This is a genomic window from Pinibacter aurantiacus, from assembly GCF_019130065.1.
GTDB classification, from domain to species: Bacteria; Bacteroidota; Bacteroidia; order Chitinophagales; family Chitinophagaceae; genus Pinibacter; species Pinibacter aurantiacus.
In genome coordinates this window covers 231,081-249,355 of record NZ_JAHSPG010000015.1, presented here as the reverse complement: position 1 = coordinate 249,355, position 18,275 = coordinate 231,081, and the positions used below count along the sequence as shown (strand labels likewise).

The following is an 18,275-nucleotide window of genomic DNA, read 5'->3' as shown; positions in this document are numbered from 1 at the left end:
ATTCATTATTAATTATTAATTAAAAAAGGAGCTCTCTTTCGAGAAACTCCTTCTATTGTAATCAAACTTTTGACATTATCTGTGAGGTCTTCCACCTCCGCCTCCGCTGCTACCTCCACCGGAAGGGCGTGAGACTCCACCTCCGCTACTGCCACCACCTGAAGGGCGTGAAAATCCACCACCTCCACCACCACCAAAGCTGCGTTGCTGACTTTGCTGGAAGTTCGCGCTTCTGTCTGCACCACGTTGCCTGTCGTAGCTCGAGCGATCCATTGTTCCCTGGGCAGGTCTGTAAGAAGGCTGCTGAGGCATTGGCCTTTGAACATCGGCAGGTCTTTGCATTTCAGGTCTGTTTTGAGGTTGATATGCAGGTCTGTTGTTGGCAGATGGCTGTTGTGGCTGCTGCTGTGGAATGCTTTGTGGCCTGTTACTATAATCCGGTTGTGTTGGTCTTGTTGCGTTGTTGTTAGGAATGCTGGATGGTCTGTTGTTGCTAACACTTCCATTGTTGCCAACAGAAGAAGGTCGTTGACTGTTTTCCTGTCTCCATGTGTTGCCATCTCTCACTTCCCAGCTGTTGTTATTTCTCCTGTATACATTTCCTTGTCTGTCAGTGTAAACATTGTTTGGTCTGTTTACATTACCGGCACCATTTGGTGATATAGATGCCGGGCGGGCATTTCCGTAGTTGTTGTTACTGTTATTACCAGGCTGAGGTCTTGAAATAACGTTGTTTACATCTCTTACTGAACCTCTGCTGCCGACATTACGTGTGGTTACACCGTTTGTGTGGTAGCTATACATGTTTCTATTGTAACGATTGTTATTGATGGTCACATTATTATTCACAACAACGTTATTTGGTCTGCCATAATAGCTTGCTGGTCTGTAATAAGGTTTGCCATAGAAACCGCCGCCACCATAATAATACGCCGGTCTGTAGTAATATGGGTGATAAACGGGAGGGCCCCACCATCCACCATAACCGCCATAGCAATAACCGAAGCTGTACCATGGATCGTACCAACCATAGTTGAATCCGAAACTAAAGCCCCAACCTGACCATGGATTATAGTTAAAACCAAATCCCCATGTTACAGGACGCGGGTAGTAATAAGCTCCATACCAGCCGGGGTAATACCAGCCCGTGCCATACACAACTGTTGGTCCATATGAATAGGCACCCAAATATCCCGGTGTGTAGCCGGTATAAACGGTAGTTGGCGTTACATCATATATATATACATACTTCGTATTGTAGTTTGGATTAGACGGTGAAATGTTATCAATTTCCGGAGGGCGGCTTGTAGAAACTGCCCACGGACCAGAAGGTGAATTCGATTGGAACCACACTGCATTATCGCACAGGTAATAAGTATTGCCTGAACGGAACACCGTGCTTGACGTATTTTGTGCATATTGAAGATTCGTTCCTTCAACAGGTTTGAAAGAAGGAGAACCGTCATATGTTACATCACTTGCTTTTGCTGAATTTCTGTCAACACTAGCCGTTTGCGGAATCTGGTTGTCCAATAATGCATCTCTTGAAGCATCGGTGCCTGGTACATAGGCCAAAACGTTGTCCTTTGGTGAACCCTGCGGAATGTTTGCAAAATCTTTTGGAAGTTGATTTGCATCGATGAATGTCCAAGGGCCGCTTGTAGTTGGTGCCTTGTACCATCTTCCACTCAATACAGTGTAATACTGATTGTTGTCAATGTTCATAAACACGTCTGCATTGGAATTATCCATATACAAAAGCGAAGTGTTTTGAACAGGAACAAAGTTTGGTTTACCGTTAGAAGCGATCAATTCGGAAGGGTGATCTTTCACGATAATTTGCAGATCCTGGTTCGCTACATTCTGATCATTGCCGTTGCTGTCATTGTTGCCTGAATTGTTGTTGTCTTTATTTTTTTCCTCGTTCTTCTTAATGTCATCTTCCAGTTTTCTCAAATCTTTAGAAGGCTTATTGACTTTGCTCCAGCCCGTCATCACGTTAGGAGAAGTGTACCAGCTGCTTTGCGTATACAAATAATACTGGCTGTTGTCCTTGTCTTTTACCAAGAAATATGGTGTGTTGGCCACTTTGCTGAATTGCTTGTTGTAATCTGCCATTTTGGGAGATCCATCAAGCACTACAAGCAAAGATGGTTTTTCCGTTACCACAATTTCAGGCGCTTTGTTATTGAAAGAAGGTAAGTTTTCCGCGCTGTTTTGCTCTAAAGTTGATACCACATCATCAAGATTCATTTGCAGTTGCCATTTAGGAACTTCTCCTTCAATCATGTTGATAAGATCTTCTTTTCTGGAAGAATCTGTAATAGCAGGAAAACGAAGATTGGTAACATCAATATTTTCCAACACCGCAGTGCGTGTACCTCTGTCGGTATTCATTTGGGCCTTGAACCACATGGCACCGAATGAAGGTTGCTTGCCGTCGGTGCCTTCAATGGAAATGGCCGCGCGAGCCTCCAGCTGATTACCGGTAAGTTTTTCCGGCTGTGGTTGGTAAATGATGATCTTACCCTTGTCAGTTTGTATTTCCCGGGGCCAGTCCGCATCCACGTTGTGCTGCACAACGCCAAAGAAACTGAGCATCGAGAATAGGATTGTTAACATTTTCAAAAGTTTGATTAAAAATAATATAGGTCAAAATATGTACCACTGAAAGCCAACGATATTAACATACGATTGGGATATGCAAAGTGTTACATAATTGCCATATAATGAGACTGTCTAAAAAGCAAAAGGATTAATCGAGGGACTATTATCTAACGTTTCTTTTACAAATTTCGTGTAAAGGGAGCACACTGATGATACTGATTGGACGGATTTACGCGGATTTTGATTTGCGACGTGCGTTAATGGATTGATATTAGGATGATTTCAGTTAAAATGGCAGTATTCCCATGGTTCGCGTTTTCACGAACCATCCCAAAACACAAGCGGTTCGTGAAGACACGAACCGCTGCGCACCGCGTTTTATGGAGTTATTTTATTACATATTAATATTCGATCAAAATCGGTGCAAATCAGTCCAATCAGTGTCATCTGTGTGCCATCTGTCGTTCGGACTATTTAAATCGCTCACTCACTACCAGGTCCTTGCTTCCTGCAACGTATTGGTAAAATCCTTCGCCGCTTTTTGCACCAAGATATCCTGCAGTAACCATGTTAACCAACAACGGACAAGGTGCATATTTCGGGTTGCCAAATCCATCATGCAAAACTCTCAAAATAGAAAGACAAACATCCAGGCCAATAAAGTCTGCCAATTGCAGCGGTCCCATTGGATGCGCCATGCCAAGTTTCATCACAGTATCGATTGCTTCAACATCTGCAACGCCTTCGTACAAACTGTAGATTGCCTCATTGATCATGGGCATTAAAATGCGGTTGGCAATAAATCCCGGATAATCGTTCACCACGCAAGGAATTTTTCCCAGCTTTTTACTTAGCGAAACAATTGCGTCGCTTACTTCTTTATCCGTTGCATAGCCGTTGATAATTTCCACCAGTTTCATTACAGGCACCGGGTTCATAAAGTGCATACCAATTACTTTGTTCGCACGTTTTGTAGCCGCAGCAATTTTTGTGATGGAAATAGAGGACGTATTTGTAGCGAGAATACAATTTACAGGTGCCGCTTCATCCAGCTCCTGGAATATTTTGAGTTTTAGATTAATGTTTTCAGTAGCGGCTTCTACCACCAGGTCCACATCTTCCACACCGGCGTGTATTTGGTTAAATGTGGCAATGTTGGCGAGAGCTTTGCTTTTTTGCTCCTCTGTAACCGTTCCCTTGGCAATTTGTCTATCAAAGTTTTTGGCGATCGTGTGTAATGCTTTTTCAATTTGTGGGGCAGATACATCGATGAGATTTACCTTAAAATCGTTTTGGGCAAAAACATGCGCAATACCATTCCCCATTGTTCCCGCGCCAATAACTGCAACCGTTTTTATCATGTTTAAATATTTAGGAAGGACGAAGGTAATTGAAAATTGAAAGTTGAAAATTGAAAATGAGAGAGAGAAGGAACGCAGATTTTCAAGATTTTGATAATTTGATAAGATAATCAAAGAAGCGCTTGTATTTGTTGATAGACAGTTTACGAATTGCTGAAATGTCTTCCACTTAGTGTCATTTTTCTTTTTAATAATTTTATAAAAGATATTAATCATTTATAAAAAATTTAAAGAGGTCTCCATTTCGATAAAACGGCCTGCGCAAGCCATTTTCAATTTTCAACTTTCAATTTTCAATTACTTCTCACTTTCGCCTGTTCTTCATAATATTGTGCTTTCGTTGTGTCTACAATGAATTCTGATTATTGAACTATTTTACCCATTGATTAAAAAAACTATTTATGTGCGGAATTGTAGCCTACATCGGGCCTAAAGAAGCGTACCCTGTGATATTGAAAGGTTTAAAACGACTCGAATACCGCGGCTACGATAGTAGTGGCGTTGCCCTTCAAAACGGAGATCTAAGAGTTTATAAAAAGAAAGGAAAAGTAGCAGAACTCGAAGAAAGTCTCGTAGGAAAAGATCTCCACTCCAACATCGGTATCGGCCACACCCGCTGGGCAACGCACGGTGAACCCTGCGACCGCAATGCCCACCCTCACATGTCAAATGACGGCAGATTAGCAATGATTCACAACGGAATCATTGAAAACTACGCACAAATAAAAAGCGAACTGCTTAAAAAAGGTTACACTTTCACAAGTGATACTGATACGGAAGTATTGCTAAACTTCATACAAGACATCCAGCAAAACAATAATTGCGGACTGGAAGAAGCTGTACGCATTGCTCTTAAAAGAGTTGTTGGCGCATATGTAATTGTCCTGATGGATAAAGACAATCCTGATACTTTGATCGCAGCGAGAAAAGGAAGCCCACTGGTAATAGGCGTTGGCAAGGGCGAACATTTCCTGGCAAGTGATGCATCTCCAATCATTGAATACACCAAAGAAGTAGTGTACGTAAATGACTACGAACTGGCGATCATCAAAGCGGATGAATTGATTCTGAAAAACCTTGGTAACGAAAAGATAACTCCATATATCACTAAGCTCGACATGGAGCTGGCGGCTATCGAAAAAGATGGTTATGACCACTTCATGTTGAAGGAGATTTTTGAACAACCTAACACCATCTTCGATTGCTTACGTGGAAGATTGGATGTAAATGCCGGTACAATTACCATGGCGGGTGTTCAAAACCACATCGATCAAATTAAGAATGCCAACCGTATTTTGATCATTGCCTGCGGAACCAGCTGGCACGCGGGTTTGGTGGCAGAATACGTTTTTGAAGAGTTGTGCAGAATTCCTGTTGAAGTGGAATATGCATCTGAGTTCAGATATAGAAATCCAATTGTAAACAAAGGAGATGTTATCATTGCTATTTCTCAAAGTGGTGAAACAGCAGATACTTTGGTGGCTCTCGAAAGTGCCAAAGAAAAAGGTGCCACCATTTTTGGAGTAGTGAACGTGGTGGGAAGTTCCATCGCACGTATCTCGCACGCGGGTGCATATACACACGCTGGTCCTGAGATTGGCGTGGCAAGTACAAAAGCATTTACGGCGCAGTTAGCAGTACTTACAATGATTGCTTTGAAAGTGGGTCATGAAAAAGGTTCTATCGATGAAACGCGTTATCGCAAGTTGCTGAGCGAGTTGCAGGACATTCCTGAAAAAGTGGCGACTGCTTTAAAGCTCAACGATCACATTAAAGTATTGGCTGAAAAATATAAAGATGCAAGAGATTTTCTTTTCCTTGGTCGTGGCTATAATTTCCCAATCGCTCTTGAAGGCGCATTAAAATTGAAAGAAATAAGCTACATACACGCCGAAGGTTATCCTGCAGCAGAAATGAAGCATGGGCCGATCGCGCTTGTAGATGAAAATTTACCTGTCGTGTTTGTTGCCACCAAAGATTCTTACCACGAAAAGATCGTTAGCAATATCCAGGAGATCAAAGCTCGTAAAGGCAAGGTGTTGGCGGTAATCAGCGAGAATGATGAAATCATTGAAAAAATGGCCGACGATGTAATGATTGTTCCATTTGCTGATGAACTGGTAGCGCCATTGATCAGTGTGATTCCGCTTCAATTGCTGGCATATTACATTGGTATTGCAAAAGGCTGCGATGTAGATAAGCCGAGAAACCTCGCGAAAAGTGTAACAGTTGAGTAATTAATAATTAATAATTAAGAATTAATAGGGCTACAATCATTATTGAATGTAGCTCTATGATTTTTTAAACAGACTTGTAACATTGCTTTCATAAGCCATGACGCATCTCTTTATTAATTACTAATTATTAATTATTAATTATTAATTCTGCTTTAAACTAACGCTTCATACTTCACACCATGAACATCATCTCCAAACAGCCGATCAATGCGCTGGGTTACGGTTTTATTCCGAACGAATACTTGCCAAAAGGAAAGAATGAATATCATTTGCGCAATATCCAAAACCGCAGTGGTATTGAGTATAAGCACCTGACGGCTTATGAGATTGAAGTGCTCGTTCGCAACAGAAATACTTCCGACAACTGGAACAACATATTGGTATCGGATGCCTTTAATCCGGAGCTCGTTAAGAACTGTAAGTTTTACGGATTGGTACGGATTGGGAAACTCGAGCCTTATTTTCTTGAGTTCAACAACATCAAAATGCCGGTTGGTCTGTATAACAGTACCATTATCAGTTGCGATTTTGGTGACAATGTTGTGGTGGATAACGTAAACTACCTTTCTCACTATATTATTGGCAACGAAGTTTTTCTGGTTAACATCAATGAAATGGCCACTACCGATCACACAAAGTTTGGTAATGGGGTTCTTAAAGAAGGAGAGCAGGAAAACATACGAATCTGGCTTGAAGTGTGCAATGAAAACGGAGGGAGAAGCATTGTTCCTTTTAGCGGAATGCTTCCCGGTGATGCTTTTCTCTGGTCCAGGTACCGCGACAATAAAGAGTTACAGGCCCGCTTTCTTGAAATTACAGAAAGACAATTCGATAAATTAAGAGGTTACTACGGCAAAGTAGGAGATCGAAGTGTTATCAAAAACTGCTCGATTATCAAAGACGTTTGGATTGGTACGGATGCCTACATAAAAGGGGCGAATAAACTCAAAAATCTTACGATCAATTCCACCGCTGAGTCTCCAACACAGGTAGGTGAGGGCTGCGAGCTGGTGAACGGAATAATAGATGTTGGTTGCAGAATATTTTACGGAGTAAAAGCTGTTCGTTTTGTAATGGCTTCGCACTCACAATTGAAGTATGGTGCACGTTTGATCAACTCTTACTTGGGAAACAACGCTACCATTTCCTGTTGCGAAGTATTGAATTCGCTTATTTTTCCGGCGCATGAGCAGCACCACAACAACTCGTTCCTGTGTGCTGCTTTGGTTATGGGACAAAGCAATATGGCCGCAGGTGCCACCATCGGATCTAACCATAACTCACGCGCGGCAGATGGTGAAATAGTTGCCGGACGCGGCTTTTGGCCGGGCCTATGTGTGAGCCTGAAACACAATTCAAAATTCGCTTCCTATATTTTGCTGGCAAAGGGCGACTATCCCGCAGAGCTGAACATTCCCATCCCGTTTTGCTTAGTGGTAAATGAAGTACATCTTGACAAGATCGTGATCATGCCGGGTTACTGGTTCAAATACAACATGTATGCATTGGCACGCAATGCCGGCAAATATATTGACAGGGATAAGCGGATAGAAAAACTGCAGCATATAGAGTATGACTATCTCGCACCAGATACAATTAACGAAATTGTAGATGCATTATCATTGTTCGAGAAATTTACCGGAAAGGCATATTACAGGAAGTTTCCTGAAGGAAAAGTAAATGAAGAGAAGATGATCGCGAAGGGTAAGGAGCTGTTACTGAATAATGATCCTGTTGTAAACGAACTGGAAATATTGGCAGAAGGCTTTGAAAACAGCAATCGCAAAGTAGAGATCATCAAGGTTGCTTATTGTTACAATTTGTTCCGCGAGCTGGTTTCTTATTATGTTGCTAACCAGCTGGTAAGTTGGCTGAAGCAAAATAAAAAAGCAGGTATTGAAGAGTTGGCAGCCATCATTCCATCACGCAATACCTTGGGCGAATGGGTGAATGTGGGCGGACAGCTGATGCCTGAAACAGAATTGCAAAAGCTCTTACAGCAATTGATAAGTGGAAAAGTGAAAAACTGGGATTCTGTTCATGCCTTCTACGAAAAGCAGGGCATTTTGTATAGCGAGCAAAAACTTGTACATGCCATTGCTGCGTATGAAGCTGTATATGGCGCAGGCTTCAAAAAGAATATCCGCGAATTGCTCCCCGTTATTTTAAATAAGAGCGTGGAAACCAAAGAATGGATGACCAAAGGCATTTTTGATTCACGCGCAAAGGACTACAAGAATCCGTTTAAGAAAATGGTGTATGAAAATGACAAAGAAATGGATGCAGTAGTGGGAAGCCTCAGGGACAATTCGTTCATCCGGCAGGAAACTGAGGGGCTGAAAACATACAAGGAGACGATCAAAAAGCTTGCAAAGGTGAAAGAAGCCGCATTGTAGGTTTTGGTGTTTATCAATTTGTGTCAATTCCTGCCCCAGGACGCTACTATTTGATAAAAGAAAGAAAAAATTGAGGCGAAAAATAAGTTGGGCATAAGGTTAAAAAAATGATGAAACGCTTTACTGTAAAGCGTTTCATTTTTTTTAGTGATGGTTTGTCATAATTAAATCAACTATTATTTGGTTTTAGCGGGCATGATTTCTGATATACTTTTACATCAGAAACGAAGACAAAACGTTTCCACAAGATCAGAAAAGGAAAAAGTGAGAATAGAAAAGTAAATCTGACCTTGTTTCAAAATAGATTTTGAACTCTTTTTCATATGGCAAGCAATCGTTAGAGGTCATCTGTTTCTACAGTGTGACCCTTTTTTTTTGCCCGGAACTTTCTGAAGCCTCAGGAGCTTAATGCTGAACGCCTAACGCCCAACGCAGAACTTGCATTTGGCATTAGGCGTTTTGCATTTGGCGTTAATTTTTCTACCTTTCTCAAAACAACGCCGTATGGAACAAAATCCAAAAAACATAGCTTTTGTAGGCTCTATTCCCGAGAACTATGATGGAGGTATGGGGGATATGTTTTTCGAGCCATATGCAAAAGAAATGGCCAAACGTGTGGCTGTGCTGCAACCAGCAAAATTGCTCGAAATTGCCTGCGGTACGGGTCGACTTACAAAATATTTGTCCCAACAATTACCCAGCACAGCTATTACCGCGACAGATCTGAATCCTCCAATGCTGGAGTTTGCCAAAAACAAATTTCCCGCATTGTCAAATGTGCATTGGGAGATTGCAGATGCATTGTCACTGCCATACACAGATACATCATTCGATGCTGTGGTTGTTCAGTTTGGGGTAATGTTTTATCCTGATAAATTACAGGGGTTCAAAGAATCATTTCGCGTTCTAAAGAGCGATGGAAAGTTCATTTTTGTCACCTGTAAATCGCTGGAAGATAATCCCATCACCGTTATAGCCAATGATGTGGTAAAGGTATTTTTCCCGGACAATCCGCCGGTTTTTTTCAATATTCCATTCTCGTATTACGACAGGGATCAAATTCGAAACGATATGACGGCAGCCGGATTCAACAATATAGAAATAGAAGACGCGGATCTTGAGGGACATAATATCAGCGCAGAAAATGCGGCCAGGGGCATGCTCGAAGGTTCCCCCATGATCAACTTCATCAATGAAAGAGGGCCGGACAAATTACAGGCAATCAAACAAAAACTCACAGAAGAAATAACAAGGGCTTACGGTAAGGAAAACCTGACGATACCGTTGGGTGGATTGATTGTGCGAGGGGGGAAATAATTGAGAGTTGAGAGTTGAGAGTTGAGAGTTGAGAGTTGAGAAAAATCAAATCACTGAAGATACAAAGCGTCTGCGATATTATCACCACTGATTGACTTTGAAAAATAACTCTCAACTCACCATTCTCAACTCTCAACTAATTCAAACTTCCTCTACAATCGACCTTCCCGTACTTCCATCTCCACTCGTCCATTGCCAAAGCTCATGAAGTCTTATTTTGCCGTTGGATAATATCTCAGGAATGGATCTGCAAACGCCTGTCATTAACACGTTTTGGTTGTTAACGTGATGGTAGCGCATAGTCAGGTCCCCGTTTTCTGTCATCAGTGCAATCAGGTGTCCTTCAACAATGCTGCCACCGCTGTAAGTGGCTGTTACGATGTTGCCTTTTTGTTTATAATGAAATGTTGTATCACCGTTTACTTCGCCGTTCTCCGTGTTTTCGACGGAGCGGAAGGTTTTGTTGTTGTAGTTGATCATGGTCCGATAGTTGAAAATTGAAAGTTGAAAGTTGAAAATTAGTGGAGAGTGGAGAGTTGAAATTGGAGAGTTGAACGCTAAAGAATTTTCAATTTTCCACTTTCAATTTTCAATTAACTTTCAACTCTCCATTCTCCACTCTCAACTAAAAAAGCGGTCCTGCTTGCACAGGAACCGCTTTGTCGTATAGTTTTCCGGGCAATGTTATTCAACTCTTGTAATTTTCAACAAGTTTGTTGGCAAGTGTAAATGAACAGGCGTGCTACCTGTGTTTACAACGATATCGCCGCTTTTAATGAAACCTCTTTCTTTTAATACTGTGATCTCATCATTGATGATATCATCAAGGCTTTCTTCTTCATCGTAGTAGAAAGCGCGAACGCCCCAGCTCAAGCTCAATTGGTTCACCAAAGATCTTTCTTTTGTGAATACATACAAACTTGATTTTGGTCTGTAGCTGCTCAGCATGAAGGCTGTGTAACCACTTTGCGTCATACCGATCAAAGCTTGTGCATTTGCATCTTTCGCAATTTTACATGCGTTGTAGCAAATTGCGTCACTCAGGAATGAAGGAGAGTGCGGCTGAGGAATCAAATCATCTTCGCGGTTATAACGGTATTCTGTATTTTCTACTTCAAGAATGATTTTGCGCATAGTTTCTACCACCAATGCAGGGTGCATACCCGTTGCTGTTTCACCGCTCAACATCACCGCATCTGTACCTTCCAACACGGCGTTTGCTACGTCGGTGATTTCGCTACGGTTAGGTTTGCTGCGGTCGATCATGCTTTCCATCATTTGAGTAGCCACGATTACAGGCTTAGCTCTGTGACGGCATTTGCGGATCAACTGGCGCTGGATCAAAGGTACTTGCTCAACAGGAAGCTCAACACCCAAATCTCCACGTGCGATCATGATTGCATCAGACTCGATGATGATATCGCGGATGTTAACCAATGCTTCAGGTTTTTCGATCTTGGCAATGATCTTTGATTTGCTGTTTCTTGCTTTTAATTTGTCGCGTAGTAATGTAAGGTCGTTTACGCTACGTACGAAAGAAAGCGCCACCCAGTCAAGCTCCTGATCGATAATGAATTCAAGATCTTCAAGGTCTTTTTCTGTCAATGCAGGAAGAGAGATTTTCGTATCTGGAAGGTTGATGCCTTTTTTAGAAGAGATCACGCCACCGAGGATAACCTCAACTTTTACATCGTTTGAAGGCGTGATTTCAATAACTTTTACTTCCAGTTTGCCATCGTCGATCATGATCTTGTTGCCAAGTACAACATCACCTGCAAGGTTAGGGTAGGAAACATAGATTTTTTCCATTGTACCAACACATTTTTCGTTGGTAAAAGTGAGGATGTCACCTGGAACTACCGGTAATGCGTTGTTTGCAATTTCACCCACTCTTAGCTTTGGTCCCTGAAGGTCACCAAGAATAGAGATGTTAACTGGCTCTGTAGCGTTTATTTTTCTGATGTGTTGAATGATCTGTGCTTTGTCTTCGTGCTTTCCGTGAGAGAAGTTAAGACGGAAAACGTTTACTCCGGCTTTCACCAGTTCCAGCAGTTTTTCGTAAGTGTCACAAGCTGGTCCTACAGTAGCAACGATCTTTGTTCTGTGGAATGAGTGATTGATCGCTGTTGTGGAGTCCATTTCCTTATGGAGATATTTTGAAATGTTTTTAGACATGATAATGAATTTTTCGTTGAGTGTCGGTCGTTTGTTCGTAAATGTTTAATATTTGTTTTTAATTCGGTGCAAATGTACAATACGTAGTTGACGCATAAAAAAATGGCTTACTAGGAAGCCAATATTTTTATCATGTCAAACCAGTCTTCGTCGATCTGTTGCTTTGCCTTCACCGCTTTCACCAATGGAGTATAGTGCATCTGATCGTTTACAATACCTACCATTACGTTATTTCTACCTTCCATCAGGCAAAGAACAGCGTGGTAACCCATGCGGCTCGCCAGTATTCTGTCGGCGCAGGTAGGAGAACCACCTCTCTGGATGTGTCCCAATACGGTGATCTTGATGTCTGCGTTAGGGAGTTTTTCCTTAATGTATTTGGTAACCTGTTCGCCACCGCCAAATTCATCTCCTTCTGCTACAACGATCAGGTTCATCAATTTTTTACGTTTTTCTTTTTCCTGCAATGAATTGATAACCTCGTCAATATCTGTTTTATGTTCAGGAATCAAAACGTGCTCAGCACCCGTAGCAACGCCGCTGTGTAACGCAATATAGCCGGCATCGCGACCCATTACTTCAATAATGAACAAACGATCGTGAGCGTCTGCTGTATCGCGTATTTTGTCGATCGCGCTGATAGCAGTGTTTACTGCTGTATCAAAACCGATGGTAAAATCGCTTCCCGCAATGTCTTTGTCAATTGTTCCCGGTAAACCTATGCAAGGGATATCAAATTCTTGGCTGAATTTCAAAGCGCCGTTAAATGAACCATCTCCGCCGATAACGATCAAACCATCGATACCGTGGCTTTTCAGATTTTCGTAGGCTTTCTTCCTGCCTTCTGGGGTGAAAAATTCTTTGCTTCTCGCTGTTTTCAAAATAGTACCGCCTCTTTGAATGATATTGGCAACGGAGCGGGACTCCATTTTTACAATATCATTTTCAATCATTCCCTGGTAACCACGCATAACGGCGAATACCTCCAGCCCGTGATAAATTCCGGTACGAACAACTGCTCTTACAGCAGCATTCATGCCCGGAGCGTCACCGCCGGAAGTCAAAACTCCGATCCGGGTAACTTTTTTGTCAGTCATATAAATATAATGTTTGGGTTAAGCAAAATAACAGCGGTTCAATGATTAGTTCTACAAGTCCCAAAAATAAGGATTTGGAATGAATAGCTGTGCATGAAAGTGAAACACAAACTGTTTTTATTGAATTAAATTTAGCAATGCTGAGCATTGTTAGTGTTTTAGCTCAGGTTTTCAAATTTTTATTTGATATGCATCAGGTTTAGCTGTTTTTTGGTCAGGTAAAAAAATAAGGAGGCGTTTTTTTCGGGGAATAATTAACGGAAAATTTATCATTGCAAAATGAAATGAGCATGACAACAATTTGCCATTCAAAGACATGCTTAATTCGTGCGAATTCCCTGCCCGATTAACATCGTTCAGGCGGGCATCTGACCAAAATAAAATAAAAATGTACGGATGAAAAAAGTTTTGATAACCGGCGCAAACGGTTTGCTGGGGCAACATCTTGTAAAACTATTGCTGGAGAAAAACTATGTGGTGATCGCCACGGGCAAAGGTGAGCAGCGATTGACTCAGAATGAGAGTCCGCTTTTCACTTATTATGATATCGATGTGATTGAAGGTTTTTCACTGCATGAAGTTTTAAAACATGAAACGCCGGATGTTGTGGTGCATGCCGCAGCGATGACACAAATTGATGATTGCGAATTGCAGCCGGAACAATGCGAACGCGTGAATGTGCAGGGAACGGCGCAGGTGCTGCTCGATGCAGAAGCTTTTTGCAAGCACTTCATTTACATTTCCACCGATTTTGTTTTTGATGGTGTAAAAGGGAATTACAACGAAACGGATGATTGTAATCCGGTGAGTTTTTATGGCTTTACAAAGCTCCAGTCTGAAAGCATGGTGGAGATGAGTGAAATGCCGTGGACGATCGTACGCACTTGCCTGGTGTACGGCAATGTGATCGGCGGTACGCGAAGCAATATTGTTAGCTGGGTAAAAAATAGCCTCACCGAAGGCAAGAAAATAAAGGTGGTGAGTGACCAGGTGCGTACGCCAACATTTGTAGAAGATCTTGCACGCGGTATTGAATTAATTATTAGCAAACAAGCGCAGGGCATTTATCATCTTGCCGGAAAAGATGTACTCACGCCATACGAAATGGCTATCGCTACTGCGGAACATTTCGGCCTGAATGAAGATTTGATTGAGAAAGTGGATGCATCCGTTTTTACGCAACCCGCGAATCGTCCACCTAAGACCGGGCTCGATATTACGAAAGCGAGAACAGACTTGGGGTTTGAGCCGGTGGCTTTTAAGGAGAGTTTGAATAAATTGAAATAAGTTGAGAGTTGAGAAATTTATGCCTAACAAGATACAATTTGTTTCGAAAGTTCTAAAGTGCCTGCAGGCTTTGCCTCGCAGGCATTTTTTATGTTAGGCTAAACAACTCTCAACTCTCCATTCTCAACTATTCTATTGTCGGCAAATGAATCTCCGCCATCATGCACCTCGCGCTGCCGCCGCCGTTTTTCTCAATGGTGTTGAGTGAAGAGTGTACGATGCGATTGAAGCCGGTGAGTTTTTTTATTTGCTCTACTGTTAGTGATTCGTAGGCTTGAGTAGACATCACCAATAATTTCTCTCCCTTGTTGGTGGCCACTTGCAACATGTTGCCCGCAAAGTGATTCATCTGGTCAAGTGTAATGTCTACAAGTTCTTTTCCGGAGTGTTTAATAGTGTTGATCACATGATCGCGTTCTGATGCAATGTGAATGCTGTCAAGGCAAATGACAACATATCTATCGCCAACACACATCATTACGTTGGTGTGATAAATAGCGCTTCCGTTTTTGTCTACTGCTTCAAAAGCTTCTGGTTGATACATTGCTTTATCGCAAAAATCTTCGAGCACCGTTTTATCTGTTCTTGCCGAAATACAGGCGTATGCAATTCTTTTATCTCTGTCCAGCACCATGCTTCCGGTGCCTTCCAGGAAAATGTTATCATCTTCGTAATGCGTAAGATCAATGATGCGCTCTATTGCAAAGTTTTCACTGATGGTTTCCAGTACATGTTGCTTGCGTTCCATTCTGCGATTTTCTGCATACATGGGATACAATACAACAGCACCGTTTGAGTGAAAGGATATCCAGTTGTTGGGAAATATGGAATCGGGTGTGTGTGGTTTTGGTGTGTCTTCCACAACCGTTACTGACACGCCATTTGAGCGGAGCACTTTTACAAAAGTGTCGAACTCTTCGAGGGCTTTATTTTGAACGTTGCCATCATCGCCGTCCACCTGGAACGCATTGTTCACAGCGGTTTGCGCATTGTAGCCGAACTGCACAGGACGTATCATGAGAATGTTATCGGTAGTTTGCATATGCCAATGACTGAATAACTGAATAATTGAATAACTGAACCGGAGGCAATATTAAGAATTTGTGTACGATGTACGAAGTGTGGCGTGCTAAATACTTTTAGGCGTGGCATTTTGATGGCTTTCCTACACTTTGCCAGCTTTTTTACCACAGAGTTAAGGAGATTTTTTCACGGAGGGAAGGAGAGAGGTTAAATGGATTGAAACACCTCATGCAGCTGTAGAGACGCGTTGAACGCGTCTCCGTTCAAACATTCAGCGTGATGCATGTTAACTGCATCTTTGCATTGTCTGTGCAAGCAGTCATTATGTGCAACTGAGACGCATGCAATGCGTCTCTACACAATCTGTCTCGCTTTAAGCTCCAGGTATTTATTTAACGCATTTACGGTGAGCTTATTCGGCTCTGTGAGCAGCGACATGATGCCATGCTTTTGTAACTCTTTCACAATCTGTTTTTTCTCGAAGGCAAATTTGGTTGCGATGGTATGTGTATAGATGTCCTCAATGGTATGTGCCTTTTCATTAAGGAAGGATGATAGCTCAGAGTTTTCGAAAAATATGACCAGTAAAGGGTGATGATTCGCGAGTTTTTTCAAATATGGTAATTGCCTTTCGAGGCTATACATGTTTTCAAAATTCGTAAAAAGTATGAGCAGGCTGCGTTGCTTTATTTTATACCTGATATTGCTGTAAAGGCTTTCAAAATCACTGTCCTGGAAATCTGTTTGCTGGCGATAAAGACTTTCCAGAATAAGACCAAGCTGCGAGCCTTTTTTATCGGGCATTACAGTTTGTCCCATCTTTTTACCGAAGGTGATAAGACCGGCTTTATCCTGCTTCGTCAAAACCATGTTGCTCAACACTAGCGACGCGTTGATGGCGTAGTCCAACAATGTCATGCCTTCGAACGGCATTTTCATGGTACGTCCTTTGTCGATGATGCAAATAACCTGCTGGCTGCGCTCATCCATATAGTTGTTGATCATCAAAGTGTTTCTGCGGGCAGACGCTTTCCAGTTTACTGTTCTGTAATCATCGCCGGAGACATATTCTTTGATCTGCTCAAATTCAAGACTGTTGCCTATTTTACGCAGTTGTCGCGAACCGACTTCCATCAATTGGTTTGTTGCAGCCATCAATTGAAAGCGACGCATTTGCATGTAAGAAGGGTAGGTAGCCACATCTTTTTCTTCACCACTTCTGATATGTCGCACGATCATATTCAGCGGGCCGGTAAACAAAATATTAATGATGCCGAAATTGTAGACCCCACGCTCTGTTGGTTTGAGCATGTACAAATAAGAGGATGTGCCATTGCCGGGAACTTTAAGGTGCGTACCTACATTGTTTAGCTGAAACTGCACCGGCACTTCATCCAATAACTGCACGTTGATTGCATAGCCAAGATGATTGTGCACTTTTAACGTAACAGGATTATCATCTCCATTGCTGAATCTATCCGTGCAAATGCGCTCGGCCGTTGCGGGAATTTTTTTGCCAAAGACCAGCAACAGGTCAAATAATGCAGCAATGCAAACAAACAGCGTTGCCATCTTTGCAATCAGCATCAACTGCGGAAAGAAAAATGCCAATGCAAAAGCAGCAATGATACATCCCATGATGATGTAGAAAAGCCTGCTGAAGTAGAACGGTATGCCTGAATGTTTTTTCTTCATTTGTTTTTTTTACGCTCAACGCTCAATGCCTAATGCTTAACGCGGATTCCAGTGCTTGCAACCTGCGTTAAGCGTTCAGCGTTTGGCGTTAAGCCATTTGCCTTATCTCGGAACTTCTATTCCATGCACAATCTTTAAAATCACATCATCTTCACTCACGCCTTCCATTTCTTTTTCCGGTGTTAAAATGATCCTGTGTCGAAGTACGGGAACAGCTGCGTAAATGATGTCATCGGGTGTAATGAAATCTCTGCCTAAAATGGCTGCAGTTGCTTTCGCCGCCTGCAATAGCGCCAATGATGCACGAGGTGAAGCGCCTAAGTAAATCGCTTTATCGTTTCTTGTTGCCACAATGATTTTTGCAATGAAGTTCAACAGCTTTTCTTCTGCCACTACACTTCTTACCAGCTGTCTCAAATGCATTATTTCAGTGGTTGATATCACAGCATTTACTGCATCCGTTTTTGCGTCGTTGTCCATTGAGCCGAAACGCTGAAGAATGGTTAACTCCTCCGCCTCTGTAGGATAAGGAACCACTATTTTAAACAGAAAGCGGTCAAGTTGCGCTTCCGGTAATCTGTACGTTCCTTCCTGTTCGATTGGGTTTTGCGTAGCAAGCACCATAAAAGGCAATTCCATTTTGTGGGTGATGCCATCGATGGTAACCTGTTTTTCTTCCATTACTTCAAACAAAGCGGCTTGTGTTTTTGCAGGGGCACGGTTTATTTCATCAATCAAAATAATGTTGCTGAAGATTGGGCCGCGCTTGAACTCAAAGCTGGTGTTGCCGGGGTTGTAGATGTTTGTTCCCAATACGTCACTCGGCATAAGGTCTGGTGTAAACTGAATGCGGCTGAAGCCCGTTTGCAGGCTTTTCGCAACCAGTTTTGCCGCCAGTGTTTTTGCCACGCCGGGCACACCTTCGATCAGCACGTGTCCGTCTGCAAGGATAGCCGTAATGATGAGTTGCACCATTTCGTCCTGGCCAACAATGATCTTCCTGATCTCTGCCTGGAGGTTAGCAACGGCAGCATTCAGTTCGCTTACATTTATTCTTTGTTCAAATAAGGTTTCTTCCAT

The 18,275-nt window shown here is 42.2% G+C and carries 12 protein-coding genes; 4 read left to right on the top strand and 8 right to left on the bottom strand.

Annotation, left to right across the window (positions count from 1 at the left end):
• Positions 1 to 75: 75 nt before the first annotated feature.
• Together KTO63_RS19470 and KTO63_RS19465 are read right to left on the bottom strand one after the other, a co-directional pair.
• On the bottom strand, positions 76 to 2,622 hold the full coding sequence (locus KTO63_RS19470; RefSeq protein ID WP_217793454.1) for a hypothetical protein: 2,547 nt from the start codon (positions 2,620 to 2,622) through the stop codon (positions 76 to 78).
• A gap of 455 nt (positions 2,623 to 3,077) precedes the next feature.
• Positions 3,078 to 3,968: a 3-hydroxybutyryl-CoA dehydrogenase gene (locus KTO63_RS19465; protein ID WP_217793452.1), complete on the bottom strand. Its 891-nt coding sequence runs from the start codon at positions 3,966 to 3,968 to the stop codon at positions 3,078 to 3,080.
• 401 nt (positions 3,969 to 4,369) lie between these two features.
• Here KTO63_RS19465 and glmS point away from each other — a divergent pair, with 401 nt between their 5' ends.
• The 3 genes from glmS to KTO63_RS19450 all read left to right on the top strand — a co-directional run bounded on the left by glmS (position 4,370) and on the right by KTO63_RS19450 (position 9,918).
• Positions 4,370 to 6,205 carry a glutamine--fructose-6-phosphate transaminase (isomerizing) gene (glmS, locus tag KTO63_RS19460; protein WP_217793450.1) on the top strand — a complete coding sequence of 612 codons (1,836 nt, stop codon included), beginning with the start codon at positions 4,370 to 4,372 and terminating at the stop codon, positions 6,203 to 6,205.
• Between the two features lie 179 nt (positions 6,206 to 6,384).
• A complete protein-coding gene (locus tag KTO63_RS19455) occupies positions 6,385 to 8,601 on the top strand; it encodes a DUF4954 family protein (RefSeq protein WP_217793448.1) in 2,217 nt (738 codons plus the stop codon).
• A gap of 504 nt (positions 8,602 to 9,105) precedes the next feature.
• A complete protein-coding gene (locus tag KTO63_RS19450; protein ID WP_217793446.1) occupies positions 9,106 to 9,918 on the top strand; it encodes a class I SAM-dependent methyltransferase in 813 nt (270 codons plus the stop codon).
• 141 nt (positions 9,919 to 10,059) lie between these two features.
• Here KTO63_RS19450 and KTO63_RS19445 read toward each other — a convergent pair whose 3' ends face one another.
• From KTO63_RS19445 to pfkA, 3 genes are all read right to left on the bottom strand, one after another.
• Positions 10,060 to 10,398 carry a hypothetical protein gene (locus tag KTO63_RS19445; protein ID WP_217793445.1) on the bottom strand — a complete coding sequence of 113 codons (339 nt, stop codon included), beginning with the start codon at positions 10,396 to 10,398 and terminating at the stop codon, positions 10,060 to 10,062.
• Between the two features lie 204 nt (positions 10,399 to 10,602).
• Positions 10,603 to 12,093 (bottom strand): pyruvate kinase, encoded by a 1,491-nt coding sequence (pyk, locus tag KTO63_RS19440; RefSeq protein WP_217793443.1) that lies wholly within the window; start codon positions 12,091 to 12,093, stop codon positions 10,603 to 10,605.
• A 110-nt stretch (positions 12,094 to 12,203) separates the two neighbouring features.
• Positions 12,204 to 13,190, bottom strand: a complete 987-nt coding sequence (gene pfkA, locus KTO63_RS19435; protein ID WP_217793441.1) for a 6-phosphofructokinase — start codon at positions 13,188 to 13,190, stop codon at positions 12,204 to 12,206.
• Between the two features lie 396 nt (positions 13,191 to 13,586).
• Here pfkA and KTO63_RS19430 point away from each other — a divergent pair, with 396 nt between their 5' ends.
• A complete protein-coding gene (locus KTO63_RS19430) occupies positions 13,587 to 14,477 on the top strand; it encodes an SDR family oxidoreductase (protein ID WP_217793439.1) in 891 nt (296 codons plus the stop codon).
• Between the two features lie 127 nt (positions 14,478 to 14,604).
• Here the strand turns inward: KTO63_RS19430 and ctlX are convergent, their stop codons facing one another.
• The 3 genes from ctlX to KTO63_RS19415 all read right to left on the bottom strand — a co-directional run bounded on the left by ctlX (position 14,605) and on the right by KTO63_RS19415 (position 18,275).
• On the bottom strand, positions 14,605 to 15,519 hold the full coding sequence (gene ctlX, locus KTO63_RS19425; RefSeq protein ID WP_217793436.1) for a citrulline utilization hydrolase CtlX: 915 nt from the start codon (positions 15,517 to 15,519) through the stop codon (positions 14,605 to 14,607).
• A 335-nt stretch (positions 15,520 to 15,854) separates the two neighbouring features.
• On the bottom strand, positions 15,855 to 17,195 hold the full coding sequence (locus tag KTO63_RS19420; protein ID WP_217793434.1) for a DUF58 domain-containing protein: 1,341 nt from the start codon (positions 17,193 to 17,195) through the stop codon (positions 15,855 to 15,857).
• Positions 17,196 to 17,297: 102 nt separating this feature from the next.
• Positions 17,298 to 18,275 carry an AAA family ATPase gene (locus KTO63_RS19415; RefSeq protein ID WP_217793432.1) on the bottom strand — a complete coding sequence of 326 codons (978 nt, stop codon included), beginning with the start codon at positions 18,273 to 18,275 and terminating at the stop codon, positions 17,298 to 17,300.

What these genes read in the sequence shown, in the direction of transcription:
- KTO63_RS19470 (WP_217793454.1), bottom strand. Translation starts at nt 2,622, where the DNA reads ATGTTAACAATCCTATTCTCGATGCTCAGTTTCTTTGGCGTTGTGCAG.
- KTO63_RS19455 (WP_217793448.1), top strand. Translation starts at nt 6,385, where the DNA reads ATGAACATCATCTCCAAACAGCCGATCAATGCGCTGGGTTACGGTTTT.
- KTO63_RS19445 (WP_217793445.1), bottom strand. Translation starts at nt 10,398, where the DNA reads ATGATCAACTACAACAACAAAACCTTCCGCTCCGTCGAAAACACGGAG.
- glmS (WP_217793450.1), top strand. Translation starts at nt 4,370, where the DNA reads ATGTGCGGAATTGTAGCCTACATCGGGCCTAAAGAAGCGTACCCTGTG.
- pfkA (WP_217793441.1), bottom strand. Translation starts at nt 13,190, where the DNA reads ATGACTGACAAAAAAGTTACCCGGATCGGAGTTTTGACTTCCGGCGGT.
- pyk (WP_217793443.1), bottom strand. Translation starts at nt 12,093, where the DNA reads ATGTCTAAAAACATTTCAAAATATCTCCATAAGGAAATGGACTCCACA.
- KTO63_RS19430 (WP_217793439.1), top strand. Translation starts at nt 13,587, where the DNA reads ATGAAAAAAGTTTTGATAACCGGCGCAAACGGTTTGCTGGGGCAACAT.
- KTO63_RS19420 (WP_217793434.1), bottom strand. Translation starts at nt 17,195, where the DNA reads ATGAAGAAAAAACATTCAGGCATACCGTTCTACTTCAGCAGGCTTTTC.
- ctlX (WP_217793436.1), bottom strand. Translation starts at nt 15,519, where the DNA reads ATGCAAACTACCGATAACATTCTCATGATACGTCCTGTGCAGTTCGGC.
- KTO63_RS19450 (WP_217793446.1), top strand. Translation starts at nt 9,106, where the DNA reads ATGGAACAAAATCCAAAAAACATAGCTTTTGTAGGCTCTATTCCCGAG.
- KTO63_RS19465 (WP_217793452.1), bottom strand. Translation starts at nt 3,968, where the DNA reads ATGATAAAAACGGTTGCAGTTATTGGCGCGGGAACAATGGGGAATGGT.
- KTO63_RS19415 (WP_217793432.1), bottom strand. Translation starts at nt 18,275, where the DNA reads ATGGAAGAAACCTTATTTGAACAAAGAATAAATGTAAGCGAACTGAAT.